The sequence below is a fragment of the Pannonibacter sp. XCT-53 genome (assembly GCF_009915765.1).
Taxonomy (GTDB): domain Bacteria; phylum Pseudomonadota; class Alphaproteobacteria; order Rhizobiales; family Stappiaceae; genus Pannonibacter; species Pannonibacter tanglangensis.
This window is the reverse complement of record NZ_JAABLQ010000001.1, coordinates 299779-315592: the sequence shown is the minus strand read 5'-3', so window position 1 is coordinate 315592 and position 15814 is coordinate 299779. Positions and strand designations below refer to the sequence as shown.

Annotated in this window: 16 protein-coding genes; 10 read left to right on the top strand and 6 right to left on the bottom strand. The window is 68.9% G+C overall.

Going from position 1 to position 15814, the window contains the following annotated elements; all coding sequences use genetic code 11:
* The first annotated feature begins 55 nt into the window (after positions 1-55).
* Positions 56-799 carry an SIMPL domain-containing protein gene (locus GWI72_RS01570; protein WP_161675118.1) on the top strand — a complete coding sequence of 248 codons (744 nt, stop codon included), beginning with the start codon at positions 56-58 and terminating at the stop codon, positions 797-799.
* Positions 800-944: 145 nt separating this feature from the next.
* On the opposite strand, the gene GWI72_RS01565 is transcribed toward GWI72_RS01570, so the two are convergent.
* Positions 945-1532 (bottom strand): GNAT family N-acetyltransferase, encoded by a 588-nt coding sequence (locus GWI72_RS01565; protein WP_161675116.1) that lies wholly within the window; start codon positions 1530-1532, stop codon positions 945-947.
* A 282-nt stretch (positions 1533-1814) separates the two neighbouring features.
* On the opposite strand from GWI72_RS01565, the gene GWI72_RS01560 reads away from it, so the two are divergent.
* The gene (locus GWI72_RS01560) at positions 1815-2315 is read left to right on the top strand and encodes a cytochrome b (protein ID WP_161707698.1); all 501 of its coding nucleotides are present in this window, start codon (positions 1815-1817) and stop codon (positions 2313-2315) included.
* 31 nt (positions 2316-2346) lie between these two features.
* Here GWI72_RS01560 and GWI72_RS01555 read toward each other — a convergent pair whose 3' ends face one another.
* The 3 genes from GWI72_RS01555 to GWI72_RS01545 form a co-directional block, all read right to left on the bottom strand.
* The gene (locus GWI72_RS01555; RefSeq protein WP_161707697.1) at positions 2347-3447 is read right to left on the bottom strand and encodes an NAD(P)/FAD-dependent oxidoreductase; all 1101 of its coding nucleotides are present in this window, start codon (positions 3445-3447) and stop codon (positions 2347-2349) included.
* A gap of 75 nt (positions 3448-3522) precedes the next feature.
* A complete protein-coding gene (locus GWI72_RS01550) occupies positions 3523-3933 on the bottom strand; it encodes a ketosteroid isomerase-related protein (RefSeq protein WP_161675111.1) in 411 nt (136 codons plus the stop codon).
* Positions 3934-4092: 159 nt separating this feature from the next.
* Positions 4093-4983: a LysR family transcriptional regulator ArgP gene (locus GWI72_RS01545; RefSeq protein WP_161707696.1), complete on the bottom strand. Its 891-nt coding sequence runs from the start codon at positions 4981-4983 to the stop codon at positions 4093-4095.
* 159 nt (positions 4984-5142) lie between these two features.
* Between GWI72_RS01545 and GWI72_RS01540 the strand changes: the two genes are divergently transcribed.
* Together GWI72_RS01540 and GWI72_RS01535 are read left to right on the top strand one after the other, a co-directional pair.
* A complete protein-coding gene (locus GWI72_RS01540) occupies positions 5143-5742 on the top strand; it encodes a LysE/ArgO family amino acid transporter (RefSeq protein ID WP_161707695.1) in 600 nt (199 codons plus the stop codon).
* Between the two features lie 59 nt (positions 5743-5801).
* Entirely contained in the window at positions 5802-6953 is a 1152-nt protein-coding gene (locus tag GWI72_RS01535; RefSeq protein WP_161707694.1) for an amidohydrolase, read from the top strand.
* Positions 6954-6971: 18 nt separating this feature from the next.
* Here the strand turns inward: GWI72_RS01535 and GWI72_RS01530 are convergent, their stop codons facing one another.
* Positions 6972-8447, bottom strand: a complete 1476-nt coding sequence (locus GWI72_RS01530; RefSeq protein WP_161707693.1) for a DUF930 domain-containing protein — start codon at positions 8445-8447, stop codon at positions 6972-6974.
* Between the two features lie 365 nt (positions 8448-8812).
* Here GWI72_RS01530 and GWI72_RS01525 point away from each other — a divergent pair, with 365 nt between their 5' ends.
* The 5 genes from GWI72_RS01525 to GWI72_RS01505 all read left to right on the top strand — a co-directional run bounded on the left by GWI72_RS01525 (position 8813) and on the right by GWI72_RS01505 (position 13244).
* Complete coding sequence (locus GWI72_RS01525; protein ID WP_161675102.1) at positions 8813-9526, top strand: substrate-binding periplasmic protein; 714 nt, start codon at positions 8813-8815, stop codon at positions 9524-9526.
* Positions 9527-9644: 118 nt separating this feature from the next.
* Positions 9645-10196: a chalcone isomerase family protein gene (locus GWI72_RS01520; protein ID WP_161675100.1), complete on the top strand. Its 552-nt coding sequence runs from the start codon at positions 9645-9647 to the stop codon at positions 10194-10196.
* 89 nt (positions 10197-10285) lie between these two features.
* On the top strand, positions 10286-11620 hold the full coding sequence (locus GWI72_RS01515) for an MFS transporter (protein WP_209000033.1): 1335 nt from the start codon (positions 10286-10288) through the stop codon (positions 11618-11620).
* A gap of 69 nt (positions 11621-11689) precedes the next feature.
* Complete coding sequence (locus GWI72_RS01510; RefSeq protein WP_161707692.1) at positions 11690-12058, top strand: DUF6665 family protein; 369 nt, start codon at positions 11690-11692, stop codon at positions 12056-12058.
* 190 nt (positions 12059-12248) lie between these two features.
* Positions 12249-13244, top strand: coding sequence for a DUF1402 family protein (locus GWI72_RS01505; protein WP_161675095.1), 996 nt, complete (start codon positions 12249-12251; stop codon positions 13242-13244).
* Positions 13245-13251: 7 nt separating this feature from the next.
* On the opposite strand, the gene GWI72_RS01500 is transcribed toward GWI72_RS01505, so the two are convergent.
* Positions 13252-13914, bottom strand: a complete 663-nt coding sequence (locus GWI72_RS01500) for an MBL fold metallo-hydrolase (protein WP_161675093.1) — start codon at positions 13912-13914, stop codon at positions 13252-13254.
* 713 nt (positions 13915-14627) lie between these two features.
* Between GWI72_RS01500 and GWI72_RS20280 the strand changes: the two genes are divergently transcribed.
* Positions 14628-15422: a cold-shock protein gene (locus tag GWI72_RS20280; protein ID WP_179956000.1), complete on the top strand. Its 795-nt coding sequence runs from the start codon at positions 14628-14630 to the stop codon at positions 15420-15422.
* Positions 15423-15814 lie beyond the last annotated feature (392 nt).

Below are 15814 nucleotides of genomic sequence, written 5' to 3'. Positions count from 1 at the left end.
CGCATTCGGGGACGAGGGTGACGGTGCCCTCAAGGCAACATAAGGATTTTTGACGATGACCTTTCCGCTGTCTCCCTCGGTCCGGCGTCCCCTCCGGCTCATGGCCCTCGCCCTGCCGCTGAGCCTCGCCCTCGCCGTCTCGACGGTCTCCGCGCGGGCGGATGAGAGCCGGAACGACCAGTTCATCACCGTGCAGGGCATCGGCTCCATCGCCGTTGTCCCCGACCAGGCGCTGATTTCCGGCGGCGTGGTCAGCGAGGCCAAGACCGCCGCCGAGGCGCTGGCGGCCAATTCCAAGGCGCTCGCCGCCGTGGTCGAGAAGCTGAAGGCCGCCGGCATCGACGACAAGGACATGCAGACCAGCGGCTTCTCGGTGCAGCCGAAATACACCGACTACGGCAAGACCGACCAAGCGCCGGTGATCGACGGCTACCAGGTCAACAACACCGTCTCCATCAAGGTGCGTGACCTGTCGAAGCTGGGCGGCCTGCTCGACACCATGGTCTCCAGCGGGGCCAATGCCATCGGCGGCGTCAGCTTCATGGTCTCCGACGGCGACAAGCGCTCCGACGATGCGCGCAAGGCCGCGGTGGCCGATGCGCGCCGCAAGGCCGAACTCTATGCGGCCGCCGGCGGCGTGAAGCTGGGCAAGGTCCTGTCGATCACCGAAGGCGGCTCGGCCATGCCGCAGCCGATGTACCGGATGGCCGCAATGTCCGCCGAGGCCGCGCCGCCGATGCTGGCCGGCGAGGAGACGCTGAGCGCCTCCGTCACCGTGGTGTTCGAGCTGGCAAACTGAGCCGGCGAGGCCTCCGGTCAGGAGGCCGGACGACGTCTCTGAGACAGTCCGGGCGGGGCCATGGCCCTGCTCGGACACGGCCCGGCACCGCGTCTCCCCGCTGCCGGCGTCCGGATGTGCCCCGGGTGTACGCGGATGTGTCCTGTCAGAGGTCCTTGATCCAGACCTGCATCGGCTTTTCGGTCTCTTCCTCGTCGCCGATGTCCTTCCACGGGAAATAGACCACGGCGCCCTCCAGCGGCGCGTAGCCGCGCTTGCGCCAGAAATCGGTCAGCGGCACATAACCGGCCGGCCGGGCGGGATGGTCATCGGGCCGCACCACCGCACAGAAGGTGGCACGCGAAAAGCCCAGCGCCCGGGCATGCGCCTCGCGGGCGTCATAGAACTGGTGGCCGAGCCCCTGGCCACGATAGGCCGGATCAAGCACGGATTCGGCCAGATAGAAGATCTGCTTCAGATCGAGACCGCGTTCCTCGAAGGGCTCGCGGAACTGGATCACTTCCTTGGCCAGCGGTTCGCCGGTTGCCGCGCCCACCAGCCGGTCGCCGTCATAGGCGCCCACGATCACCGCTCCGGACGTGGCCGCATAGCGGGCAAGATAGCGTGTCTCGTAGTCCATGGTCCCGTCATAGAGATAGGGCCAGTCGCGAAACACCGAGATGCGCAGTCTGGCCAGATCCTCCAGGGCCTCCTGGAGCGCGCCATTGGTGAGAACCTTGATCTGAACCGGCATGTACTCTCCCTGCTGTGCTTATGTTTTTTGCACACGATGAGGGCCTTGCCACAAAAAAGACAAGAGCCGATTTTCATCGCCCAGCTGTTGCAAGGCTGCCATGCAGTTGACGCAGGGCTCAGCCCGCAGACCAGGCCGGGAATGCGTGCCTCGGGGCCGCCTGGGCCCGGGCGCAGGCCGGTTACATCTCACGACAACTTCGCCGTGGCGCAGAAGATCGGCCGGCGTAACATGGGCAGGGCCGCAGGGTCTTGCTGCGGTTGACTGCCGAAGGAGGTTCCCATGTCGCGTGCCACGCCCTCGTCCTACAGCCCGCTCCAGATCGGCCTGCACTGGGTCATCGCCGCGCTGGTTCTGGTCCAGATCGTCTTCGGCGACTGGATCGGCCATCTCGGCCGGGCGCTCGACCAGGGCCTTGCGCCCGACCTGGTCACCCGCCTGCTCGGCACCCTGCATGTCTGGATCGGCATCGCCATCCTGGCGCTCACCGGCCTGCGGCTGGCGCTGCGCCTCGGCCGCGGGGCACCGGCCCCGCTCGGCGGCACGCCGCTGACCCTGAGGCTGCTGACGGCCGCCCATGCGCTGTTCTATGCGCTGCTGCTGGCCATGCCCGTATCGGGGCTCATCGCCTGGTACGGCGGCGTGCCTGTGGCCGGAGAGGTGCACGAGGCCATGAAGCCGGTGCTCGTCCTGCTTGTTGCCCTGCATCTCCTGGCCGTGCTCTGGCACCGCGTCGTGCTGCGGGACGACACCATGGCCCGGATGCTGCGGCCGGGGCGCTGACGGAGCGCGAGCCCGGCCGGGGCGACCTGTCTCAGTCTCGGGCTTCCAGCCAGATCCGTGCCATGTCGATGTCGCCGGACAGGAGGCCGGCCGCGATCTTCTGACCGACCACCGCACCGAACTTGTAGCCATGGCCCGAGCAGGCGGAGACGAAGACGGTCCTGCCGTCGTCGCGCACGAAGAAATGCTCGTCCGCGGTGAAGGTGTAGGCGCAGGTCACCACGTCGGTGACGCGGTACTCCGCGATTCGGGCGAAGGGCGGGGCGAAATGGTCGCGCAGGGTCTCGCCCTCGCCCGGCACCGGCAGCCGGTTCGCATTCGCGTCGGCGTTGCGGTACTTGTGGATGCCGGCACCGAACTTCAGCCCCGTGCCGGGCACCGGCGGCAGCACGTAGCCATCCACCTTGCCGCCCACGTCGAGGATCACCGGCGCGGCCGCCCAGGCCGCCTTGAGGTCGGCAGGGGGCTCGAGATAGACCACCGCCGTGCGGTAGGGCGTCAGCGTCGGGGCAAGGTCCGGGGCAAGCTGCGTCACCCAGGCCCCCGCCGTCACCACCACGCGGTCGGCAGTCAGCACCGTGCCGTCGGCCAGCGTCACGGTACCGGCGGCCCGGTCGATGGCCGTCACCCGGGTCCTCTCGCGCAGGTCCGCGCCCCGGGCCCGCAACCAGTCCCGGAGGCCGGCCGCAATCTCGCGGCACAGCAGCACGCCGCCCTCCGGGTTGAAGGCGGCAAAGCGCAGGGTCTGGCCATCGAGGAACGGATAGCGCGCCTCCGCCTCGGCACCGCTCATCTCGTCGAGCGCATAGCCGCCGGCAATCATGCCGGTCCGGTAGCGCTCGCCCTCGTCACCCGGCTCCTGCGACAGCAGCAGGAAGCCCGTGTCCACCAGATGCCGCGCGCCGAGGTCATCCCACATCTCGTCCCAGGCCGCATAGGCGTCGGAGATGCGCCGCTGGTAGCCGCCCTGCCCGCCATAGGCGCGGCGGATGATGCGGTGCTGGTCGCCGGAGGCCGACAACGGATTGGGAACCGGCCCCTGCTCCAGCAGGGTCACGGCCACCCCGCGCCGCACCAGTGCCCAGGCGGTGGACAGGCCGGCGATCCCGGCCCCGACGACGATGACGTTCATGACGGGGGACTTCCTTTGCGGTCAGGGCAGGAGGAATAGGAGAGAGCGCGGTGGCGGGCCGGCACGGAGGCCGGCTCAGGCGCTGACCTGGGCGATCCAGTCTTCCAGGTTGTAGTAGGTGGTGATGCGGCGGATCCGCCCGTCGGCGATGTCGAAGAAGGTGCCGGCCGGCAGGCGGTAGGTCTGGCCCCGCGCCTCGGGCAGGCCCGCATCGGAGGCCAGATAGGTGCCGTTGACGATGAACTCCGCCGCCGCCCGCGACCCGTCCGCGTTGACGAACAGCTCGATGTCGGTGAGCGTTTCCCGGTAGCAGCGCGTCATGTGCGCATTGAACTCGGCAAACAGCGCCTTGCCCTCGCGCCGGCCGCCCTGGTTCACGTCATGGGCGACATCCTCGCTGACGAGGGCGACCATCGTCGCCGTATCCCCGGCGTTGAAGGCGGCATAGTAACGGGAAATGAGGTCGCGGGTGGCGGCGCTGGACATGGGGCGGGATCCTCGACTTGGGGTTCGCTCGGAGGCCGCATTCAGCCCAAGGTCACGCGCGCTGGCAAGCCGTCGCGCGCCACCGATCCCCGCATTTGCGTCGTCGGGCGAGACAGCCCGTCGCCCGCCGCCCCGTCAGCTGCCCCGTCAGCTCACCCGTCAGGGGATCGGCGCAAGCTGGGCGGCCGCAGCAGCGCGCAGCGCCCGGGTCACGGGGTGAAGCGCGGCGGCGACCGAGCGGCTCACGTGCCAGTAGAGCGGCACCGCCAGGCGCGTGCCGGGGATCAGTTCGCAGAGCCGGCCCTCGGCCAGCGCCGCGCGCACCAGCGGCTCCGGGTTCATGCCCCAGCCGAGCCCCGCCAGGGCGGCATCGACAAAGGCATGGGTCGAGGCCAGCCAGTGTGTCGGCGGCGCCAGTCCCGGACCGACGGCCTTGTCCAGCCAGGCGATCTGCAGCCCGTCCTTGGCGTTGAACGTCAGCGCCGGGGCCCTGGCGAGCGCCGCGCGCGTCACGCCATCGGCAAACCAGCGCTGCCGGAACGCCGGACTTGCGGTCGGAACATAGGTCAGCGCCCCCAGCGCAAAGCAGTCGCAGCCCTGCACCGGATCCGGATCCCCGCTCACCGCCGCGCGCACCTCGCCCCGGCGCAGCCAGTCGGCGCTGTGGTCCTGGTCGTCGATCATCAGGTCGAACAGCAGCCCCTCCCCGGCGAGTTCGGCCATGGCCGGGACCAGCCAGGTTGCCAGACTGTCCGCGTTGACCGCCAGACGCACCGTCACGAGGCCGCCGCCGTCGAGATTGAGGTCACGTCCGAGGCCGCGCTCCAGCAAGGCCAGTTCCTCGGCGTGCCGCAGCACCCGCTGACCGGCCTCGGTGGCGCTCGCCGGCTGGCCGCGCACCACCAGCACCGCGCCGATGCGCTCCTCCAGCGCCTTCAGCCGCTGCGACACGGCCGAGGGCGTGACACGGAGCGCAAGCGCAGCCTTCTCGAACGAGCCGCTGCGCAGGATCGCGGCCAGGGCGGCCAGCTGGGAGGGATCGAGGTTCATTAGAAACTCTAATCTTCGTTCAGAATATTTAGCTTCACTGATCGACGACGCGCAAGTACCACGGGCTCCGGGCCTGCCGGTCGCGGCCTCTGCCGCAGGCCCTGGCCCGTCCCTGCCTGTCGTGTCCCGTCCTGTCCTGTCCGTGCCCGGGAGTTCCGCATGATCGTCGCCGCCGTCAATGGCCTGCTCCTCAGCCTGTCGCTGATCGTCGCCATCGGCGCGCAGAACGCCTTTGTCCTGCGTCAGGGCTTGCGGCGGCAACATGTGCTGGCGGTCTGCCTCACATGCGCCCTCAGCGACGCGCTGCTGATCACGCTGGGCGTCGTCGCCCTGTCCGCGATCAACGAGGCGCTGCCGGGCTTCGAGCCGGTGCTGCGCTATGGCGGGGCGGCCTTTCTGCTGGCCTACGGCTTGCGCAGCCTCCTCTCGGCCTGGCGCGGCGGCAATGCGCTGGCGCTCGCGACGGACCAGACCCAGGGCCTCGCTGCCACGCTGGCCACCTTGCTCGCCTTCACCTTCCTCAACCCGCATGTCTATCTGGACACGGTGCTGCTGATCGGATCGGTCGCCAGCCAGTACCCCGGTGCGGAGGCCGCCTTCGGTGCGGGGGCGGCCGCCGGCTCCTTCCTCTTCTTCTTCGCGCTCGGCTACGGGGCGCGTCTGCTCGCCCCGCTGTTTGCCCGGCCCTCCGCCTGGCGCATCCTTGACGGCGTGATCGCCGTGGTGATGGTCCTGCTCGCAGCCAAACTGGTGGCTTGAGCCCGGACGGGATTTGCGCTCAGATCGGTCGCCTCCGATCCGTCCCGCAAAGGTCCGACATGTTTCTCCCGGCCGAAGACCTGCCTCGCCTCGTCGCCCTGCGCCACGCGCTGCACCAGCATCCGGAGGTTTCGGGCGAGGAGCGCGAGACGGCGCGCCGGGTGGCGGACTTCCTGCGCGACCATGCCCGACCGGACGCCCTGCTGACCGGCCTCGGCGGGCACGGGGTGGCCGCAGTCTATGCGGGCGCCGCCCCGGGGGAGACGCTGCTGCTGCGCTGCGAGCTGGATGCCCTGCCGATCGAGGAGCACAGCACCGCGGCCCATCGCTCCCGGATCCCCGGCAAGGGCCATCTGTGCGGCCATGACGGACACGCCACCATCCTGACGGCAGTCGCGACAGCCCTTGCCCGCGCCCGCCCGGCGCGCGGCCGCGTGGTGCTGCTGTTCCAGCCGGCCGAGGAAGACGGCTCGGGGGCCGCCGCCGTCATCGCCGACCCGGCCTTTGCCCCTCTGCGGCCGGACATGGCGCTGTCGCTGCATAACATGCCGGGCCTGGCGCTTGGCCATGCGGAGCTGAAGGCGGGACCGGTCAACTGTGCCTCGCGCGGGCTCCGGCTGCAGCTGACCGGCAGGACAGCCCATGCCTCGCAGCCCGAGACCGGCGTCTCGCCGATGCAGGCGGTGGCCGGGCTGATGCCGGCCCTCACCGCCCTGTCCTGCGGCACGCAGGCGGATCAAGGCTTCCGCCTCGTCACGGTGACCCACGCCCGCCTGGGCGAGCCGGCCTTCGGCATCGCGCCGGGCGCGGCAGAGATCTGGGTCACCCTGCGCACGCTGACCGATGCGGGCATGGCGGATCTCTGCGCGTCAGCAGAAGGGCTCGCGCGTCAGGTTGCAGAGCAGGCCGGCCTCGGCCTTGCGATGACCTGGCATGACATCTTCCATCACTGCGAGAACGCGCCGGAGGCGGTCGCGGTGCTGGCAGCCGCCCTGGACGCCGAGGGCATCCCGTGGTCGGCGGGCTCCCTGCCCATGCGGGCCTCGGAGGATTTCGGGCGCTTCGGCGCCCTGTGCCCGTCGGCCATGGTGTTCCTGGGGGCCGGCGAGACCCGCCCCGCCCTGCACAATCCGGATTACGACTTCCCGGATGCCCTCATCGCACCCGCCGCCAACCTGTTGCTGCGGGCGGTGCTCCAGCGGCTCGGCTGACCGGGCGGCGGAGCCGTCTCAGTCGGCGGGAAAGCCCCGGGCGGCCCATTCGCCACGCGGCACGGCGCCGCGCACCTTGAAGGCAAAGGCCACCACCCGGGTAATGCCCTCGTCCATCTCGCAGCGGAAGGCGACATCGTACCAGTAGCCGCCAGCCCGGAAGCCGGCCCGCTCGGTCGCCAGGATGGTGCCGGCCCGCAGGCGGAATGTGGGCAGGATCTCCGGATCATAGGTCCGCGAGGCAGCTCGAAGCTGTGCCCGCAGTTCGGTCATGCACAGGAGGTCCGCCCGCTGCTCGCGCGGCATGCCGCGCATGGCTGTCCTCGCACGGGAATCGCCCGACAGCGTGTTGGAAAAGAGACGGCGACTGGGGCTCAGCTCAGCCAGCACCCCAGACCCAGAACCGGAGCCAGTTCCCTCACCCGAGCCTGCCCGGCCCGGACGGATTGCTCCCGGTGGCGGTGTCGCCTCGGCAGAGGCGGTCTGCCGCCCGGATACGGGCGGCTTCGGCTTCGGTGGGGCCGCGGCCATCAGCGGCCCGACCAGGGTCGACGCCGCTTCGGGATCCGGCAACAGTCCCGGCCCGTCGGCGGGGCTTTCCTGCAGCTCGGGGCGGTCCCCCGGGCGCGCTGCAACCGCGCCGATTGCCCCCGCCGCCGGAGCTGCGGGCGCCTCGGGATCAGCGGCGGCCTCGGCAACCGTAGGATCCTCGACGCGGGCCTCCGGCGAGGCCTCGGAGACTTCAGCCCCGGCACCAGGGGATGCGTCAGGTGCTCCCTCGTCTGCCGCCTCGGCTCCCGCCTCGGCGACGGGATCGGCGACGGGATCGGCGACGGCCTCGGGACCGTCCGGTCCGGCCTCCCCATCGCCCGCCTCTCCCTCTCTCGCGGTCCCATCTCCCGCAGCACCGCCGCCAGCTCCCCCCTCTTCGGCGGCTGCGGCATCGGCAGTCACGGTCTCCGGCGCGGACAGCCCTGCGTCCTCGGATGCCTCCGCCTGCGGCGCTGCGGCCGCGCTGCCGTCGGCCTGTGCCTCCGGCCCGCTGTCCTCCTCGCCGAATTCGACCACGGGCACCAGGACCGGCAACGGGGCAGTTGCGGCCTGCGGCTGCGGCTCGGCCTGCGGCTGTTCCACGGGCGCCGGGGCAGGATCGACCGGCGCAGGATCCGGAACAGGAGGGGCCGGCGGCGCGGTCGCTTCTGGGACCGCCTCTGGGACCGCTTCAGGGGCCGGAGCGGGTGGCGGTGCCGGCTGTTCCGGTTGCGGCTGGTCTGGTTGCTGCGGCTCGGGCTGCGGCTGTTCGGGCTGGGAGGGCTCTGGCTGGGGCAACTCCGGCGGCGCCACCAGCGTCACGTCCACCACCGTCTGCGGGGGGCTTGGCAGGAAGCTCGGGGCGCCTGCAAGGATCAGACCGGCCAGCACGATATGCAGGACCAGCGAAGCCACGACCGCCCCGCCAAACCGGATCCCGCTGCTGACCGTCTGCTCGTCCATGCGTCATCCATACCGGCGATTCCCGTCAAAAGGGAGGCAGGAAATCGATTGCGACGGTCTGTTCAACGGCCTTTGATCACGCCAGGCAGCGCCTTGCGGCAAAACGAGGACACCAGACGGACGCATGCCGCAAGCAAGCCCGCTGTTGTTAGCCGCGAAACAAACCGCTCTTGCTTACGGATGTCGCAGATGATTGCAAATTGATCAGATCTTTTGCCGCAATTGACGAAGCAGGATTTGCAGAAGCTTAACAGGTCTCCATTAACGTAAAGGATGACGGCATCGTTGCTGCGGCAGAACCAGAAACCGCAGGATGCAGACGATGCGACCGCTCACCCGCAGGACGTTACAAAGGGGACAATTTCATGCCGTTGACCAGCCTCAAGACCGGTGTCGCAGCAGCCCTGCTCGTGGCCTTTTCGCTTCCGGCCTCCGCCGAAACCTTCAAGCTGACGACCCTGGAATGGCCGCCTTACGTGATGGCAGACGGCAGCGGTCCCAGCACCGATGCGGTCAAGGCCGCCTTCGCCAAGGCCGGCCACACGGCCGACGCCACGGTCTTTCCGTGGAACCGCGCGGTGAAGATGGCGGCGGAGGATCCCGCCTGGATCGGTGTGTTCCCGGAGTACTATTCGGCGGATGCCGACGCCGAGAAGGGTGGCTCGCGCTGCCTGTTCTCGAAGTCCTTCGGCGTCAGCCCTGTTGGCTTCGTGCAGCTGGCGACCAAGCCGATCACGTGGAAAACCCACGAGGACCTGAAGGCCTACAAGATCGGCGTGGTGCGTGGGTACAACAACGAGGAACAGTTCGACGCCATGGTCGCCAAGGGCGAGATCAAGGTCGATGAAGCTGAAAGCGACAGCCAGAACATCCTGAAGGCCGCTGGCGGCCGGACGGATGCCGCCGTCGTCGACCGGCTCGTGTTCGAGCATCTGGCCAAGACCGATCCGCAGGTTGCCGCCGTGGCCGGCAAGCTGACCTTCAACGAGGTGCTGCTGAAGGAACATGGCCTGCATGTCTGCTTCAAGAATTCCGACGCCGGTCGCGCCGCCCGCGATGCCTTCAACAGCGGTCTCTGACCCGGTCTCCCCGCTTGTCCCGTCCGATCACCCGGCCTTCACAGCCGGGTGATCACAAATCCGTCTTGCCTGCCTCGGCGTAAATCGCAAACTGGACAATGCATTTACCGGAGGCATCATGACCGTCCTCAGCCGACTGCAGACCCTTTCCCTGGCGGTGACTGTTCTGGCCGCCGTCTGCCTCGCGCTGCCGCCGGCCGCGCGCGCCGATCTGGGGCCGGCAAGCCAGCTCGTGCCGGCGGCCGAACTGGTCGGCAAGGGACGCCTCACCTTCCTCGGCTTCCGGATCTTCGACGCCGAACTCTATGCGCCGTCGGGGCGCTACTCGGCCTCCCGGCCCTTTGCCCTCAAGCTGACCTACCTGCGCCGCTTCTCCGGTGATGCGATTGCGGAACGGTCCGTGGACGAGATCCGCCGGCAGGGCTTCTCCGACGAGGCGAAGCTGCAGGCGTGGTACGCCGAGATGCAGCGCATCTTCCCGAATGTCGCCTCCGGCGATTCCATCACCGGCGTGCGCGATACCTCGGGCAAGACCGTCTTCTACAAGAACGGCCGGAAGATCGGGACCATCGCCGACCAGGAGTTCACGCGCCGCTTCTTCGCCATCTGGCTGGGCAACAACACCCAGGACCCGGACCTGCGCGCCCGCCTCACCGGTTTGCGCCCCTGAGCCGCTGTCCGCGCCCGGTCTGAGACCTGCGGGCGCGGGCCGGGCCGCCTGCGGCGGCCATCGCACCCAAGTTCTGGACCCGACCGCACATGACCTCCGCATCCGCCCCCCTCACGGCCCGGTCCATGGCGGCCTACGGTGCCATGGCCCTGCCGCTCGCCTTTGCCGGCCTGCCGGTCTACCTGCATGCGCCGGACTTCTATGCCACCGACCTCGGCGTCAGCCTCGCGGCCCTCGGCACGGTGCTGCTCGGCCTCCGGCTGATTGACGCGGTGCAGGACCCCTTCATCGGCAGCCTGTCCGACCGCTGGTCGTCGCATCGTGGGCTGATCCTGTGGATCGGCGCCCTCATGCTGGGTGGCGGCTTCTGGATGGTGTTCACGCCGATGGGGTCGGCGCCGCTGCTGTGGTTTGCAGCGGCGGTCCTGCTCTGCACCACCGGGTTTTCCGTCGTGTCGATCAACCTGCAGGCGCTCGGCGGCCTCTGGCATGCGAGCGACGCCGACCGGACCCGCATCGCGAGCTGGCGCGAAGGCTTCGGCCTGCTCGGGCTGCTCCTGGCCGCCATGGCGCCCACGGTCCTGGCCTTTGGTGACCCGCGCGCCGTCGCCTTCGAGCGGCTGGCGCTCCTCTATCTGCCGCTGCTCGCCCTGGGCCTGCTGCTGCTGCTGCGCTGGCTGCGCCGGGCACAGCTGGATGCCCCGGCTGCCGACGAGGCCGGGGTGGGCTGGCGCGAGGTTCTGGCGGGTCGCTGGCGGCGCCAGTTCTTCGGCCTCTATCTCGCCAACACCGTGGCCGGCAGCATCCCGGCCGTGCTGGTGATGTTCTTCATCCGCGACCGGATCGGGGCCGAAGCACAGACCGGGCTGTTCCTGCTTGCCTATTTCCTGTCCGGTGCGCTGTCGATGGCGCTCTGGCCGCGCATTGCCGCCCGGTTCGGCAAGCCGCAGGCCTGGGCCCTGTCCATGGGACTGGCGATCGCGACCTTCGTCTGGGCAAGCCTGCTCGGTCCGGGCGACGTCACGGCCTATGCGGTGGTCTGCATCCTCTCGGGCCTGGCGCTTGGCGCCGACCTTGCCCTTCCGGCAGCGATCCTTGCCGACCACATCGCCCGCGACCGGGCCCAGGACGCGGCCTCCCGCCTCTACTCCGTGATGACCTTCGTCTCCAAGGCAGCGCTGGCCCTCGCCACCGGGCTGGTCCTGCCGACGCTCGGCCTGCTCGGCTACGTCCCCGGCAGCGCCCTGACCGAGACGGGCGGGCTTCTGCTCAGCCTCGCCTACGCCGCCTTGCCCTGCCTGCTGAAGGCGGTCACACTGGTCTGGTTGCTGAAGATGATGCCGGTTCTCGCCCCCGCCCCCCTTGCGCCGGATGCAGCGGCGGGCGTGGACGGGGTGCCCGGTTCCGGCCGACCGGCCCTCTGACAGTCCCGCTTGCCCAGTCCCACTTGCCAAGTCCCGCGTGCCCGATCCCTCACCACCCCGCTGCCCCCTATGAGCCTGCGCCCGCCCTCCTCGCGATCCCCCGACCCGGAAGATCCGATTGCCGCCGCCCTGCGCCAGGACGTGCTGGCCGAGAAGGCCGCGACCCTTGCCCGGCTGACGGGCAAGCTGGACGAGGCCCTGCACCGGCTCGCGGCGGCGGAGCGGCGGCTTGCCGAGGCGGGCGAGGACGAACGCGCCCATCGGCTCGAGCGGCTCGAGCAGCGCCGCGACGAGGCCGGCGAGGCCCTCTGGCACGTCATCATCCAGCGCGAGCTGTGCGGGCTGCGACGGCATCAGGAATTCCTCGCCCTGGTCGGCGTGCCGGCGTCGGTCCAGCTGCGCATGGGGCCAGCCCGGCGCGGGTCCGAAAAAAGATGAAATTCGGCTCTCCGGACGCTTGCCAGTTCCCTCGCGGCAGTGGTTCCTAGGCTCCGGCCCATGCTCGATTCGCCAAGGTGTGAAATTGTTGCCGGATGGCTGAAACTTGTCGGCCAAAAGCCATGTTTTCGTCTTGAAGTTTGCTCATAGCCCTGTGTAAGTGCAGGCCATGGGGGCCTGGAGTCAGGCAATGGAATTGACCGGAAATCCGCGCCCGGCACGGCGCTTGTCTGTGACCCTTGCCAGCCTGTTCGCAGCCCTGGGCATTGCCTTGTCCTGCGCCGTGAGCAGCCCTGCGCGCGCCGACGGGGCCCGCGTGGTGCCGGAAGGCAACCGCAACGCGGAGCAGCCGGCCATTCCCTTTGCCTCGGCGCGCCGCACGGCCGCGCTGAAATCCTCCTACGATGCCAAGTTCGAGCGTGTCCTTACCGTGCTGCGCCGTGACCGCAGCCTGATCGCCGACATCAAGCGCGTCTCGGCCCGCTACGGCATCGACCCGCTGCACATGATCGGGGCGATCGTCGGCGAACACACCTACAACTTTGATTCGCTCGACAGCGCGCAGAGCTACTACGTCAAGGCGCTCGCCTATGCCGGCGTCAGCCTCCGGTTCCAGTATGACGGCGAGGATGTGGCGGATTTCGTCCTGCGGCCGCAGTTTGCCGAGTGCAACACCGCCGCCCGGCAGGAGGACAGCAACGCGCTGTGGACCTGCTACGAGGGCGTCTGGGAAAGCACGTTCCGTGGCCGCACGGTCGACGGCAAGCGCTTTCCGCGCACCAACCTCAACGAGACCTTCTTCCAGCCGCTCTTCGCCGGACAGAGCTTCGGCCTTGGCCAGCTGAACCCGCTGACCGTGCTGAAGATGACGGATCGCGTTGCCCGCGAGAGCCGGTTCGCGCGGCTCACGGCCCGGGATGCCAACGAGATCTATCAGGCAACGATGGATCCCAACATCTCGCTGCACTACATGGCCGCGATCATCCAGGATGCCATCGAGGCGTACCGGACCGTGGCCGGCGTCGACATTTCCGGCAATCCCGGCCTGACGGCGACGCTCTACAATCTCGGCAATCCGTGGGGCCGCGCGGCCCAGTTCCGCCGCTCCGGCAGCACCTGGCCCCAGGAGAACTATTACGGCTGGCTGGTCAACGACCGGATCGAGGACCTGCGCAGCCTGCTCTGACCTGGCGTCAGCGCAGGAACGGATTGGTCAGCCGCTCATGTCCGAGCGTGGACGCCTCGCCGTGGCCCGGCAGGAAGGTGACATCGTCACCCAGCGGCAGCAGCTTGGTGCGGATCGAGTGAATGAGCGTGGCATGGTCGCCGCCGGGCAAGTCCGTGCGTCCGACGGACCCGGCAAACAGCACATCGCCCGAGACCGCAAACTTCAGGTCCGGATTGTAGAAGACGACATGCCCGGGGGCATGGCCGGGGCAATGCAGGACCGAGAAGTCCCGGTCGGCGATCCGGACCGTCTCGCCCTCCGACAGCCAGCGGTCCGGTTCGACGCTCTTGAGCCCCGACACGCCGAACTTGATGGCCTGTTCCTCCACCCGCGCGATCAGGGGGCGATCGGCCTCGTGCGGGCCTTCCACCGGCACGCCAAGCGCCGCCGCCAGATCGGCCGCACCGCCGACATGATCCAGATGCCCATGCGTGAGCAGGATCCGCTCGACCGAGACCTTGTAGGCCTTGATCGTCTCGAGAATGATCTCCACATCCCCGCCCGGATCGACAACGGCACCGGCCATGGTGGCCGGGTTCCAGATCAGCGAACAGTTCTGCTGGAACCCGGTGACGGGAATGATCGCGACCTGGATCGGCGGCAGGGTGTCATCGGTGGCGCTGGACATGCGGATCTGGCTCCGTTCGGCTCGTCTGTTGCCTGACTACAGGCTTGACCACGCGACAGGCAAGCACAACCGGGCAGTCACGGCGCGGCCCGTCGCCGACGTGAGCCATGGGCAGCCGGCCCGGGTCACGAACCGGCCCGGATCCGGGCGTTTTCCGGCAACGGAACGCGAACCGAACGCGCAAGATCAGAGGTCTTGCGCCAAGGTCCGGCAGCCCAAAACCGGACGGTTTAAATCTAACCCGTTCGGTGCGCTGAAATAATGCACTTGCAGCAAACACAGGTGACAACGCCCGGTAGAAAGGCCGCTTGCGACCGCCTGTTTGCGCGTATTTCCGGATGCCCCTCGCTGATTTCCTCTCGACGGAACCTGTTCTGGGCGCGCCGGCCGGGTTGCTTGCCGCAGAAGAGTGCAGGCCCGACCACGCTGATGAAAAGGAAGTTCCGTTGCGGGATAGTGTGCAAAGCTCGTCGGTGTCTCGGACAGCGAATACGAAAGATCGATAAGGATTCGCTTGCCCGAAGCCCTAACGCACAGCTATGATATTTTTTGCGGCGGACTGGATCGGGTTGCGGCAGTGTTGTTTCACCCCAATACCATGGCTGTTGGCATGTGCAGGCCAAAAGCCTGCACGGAAGCCCGCATCTTGATGCGGATTAACGAGGAATGGGTCGGTGCCGTCGAAGGCGGCACGTAATGAAGGTGATTCAGCAATGCACGATGGCGATTCGGACCGGCGGGCGCGCGGACGGCGCGGCGGCAAGCGCGAGTTCGGCGGTCCGCAGGACTTCGGCAGCGATTTCGGCGGCGGCAGTGACTTTGGCGGCGGTGACTTTGGCGGTGCCCGCCGCACTGGTGGCTACGGCTACGGCCGTGATGAATATGCATCCGGCGATCGTGACGGCGGCAGCCGTTATGGCGGCGGGCGTGACGGCGGCTACGGCGGCGGCCGTGAAGGCGGTGGCGGTTACGGCGGCGGCCGTGGCGGCTATGGTGGTGGCGGCCGCGAAGGCGGCGGCGGTTATGGTGGCGGCGGTGGTCGCGGCGGTTTCGGCGGCGGCCGTGACGGCGGCGGCGGCGGCTACGGTGGTGGCGGCGGACGCTTCGGCGGCGGCGGCGGTGGCGGCGGTGGCCGCTTCGGCGGTGGCGGCGGCGGCGGGGATGGTGACGGCGAAGGCGGCTTCCGTCCGCGTCGTCCGCGTCCCGAGTTCGACGCTCCGGTCGAGCGCGGCCCGCGTCAGCCGGGTACGGTGAAGTTCTTCAAGGCCGACAAGGGCTTTGGCTTCATCACTCCGGACAACGGCGAAGCCGATGTGTTCGTCCACATCTCGGCCGTCGAGCGGTCGGGCTTCCAGTCCCTCGACAGCGGCCAGCGCGTCTCCTTCGAGACCGAGCCGGATCGTCGCGGCAAGGGCCCGAAGGCGGTGAACCTGCAGCTGCTCGAAGGCGATGCCTCCGGCGCGGCAGATGCCGGCCAGGACCAGGACGACGACGGCTACGACGACTGATCGTCTGCCGGCGTCCCGGAACCCATGATGCTCGACCCATGGATCCCCGATCCATGGGTCGAGTTTTTTAGGGCCAGCGGCCGGCAGGTCGCGTCTGCTGGGCCCCGTCTGGCAGGTCACCGTCTGGTGAGCCACCAGCCACGGCGTCACGTCTGGTGGGGCACGTCCACTGTGTCACGTCTGGTGAGTCACCCTTCCACGGAGTCACGTCTGTTGGGACACGTCTGGTGAGCCGGCATCGGGCTTGCAAAGGTCTGGCGGAAACGGCCGTATTTCGGGGCGTCCGGCTGGCGGGCGCGCAGGGCCCTGCCGAGCCAGGACCCGGGCTGCAACGGTCTGGCGGGACATCACAGACTGACCCCAAACCGGCTGGCCGCGACTGGCTTCCGACT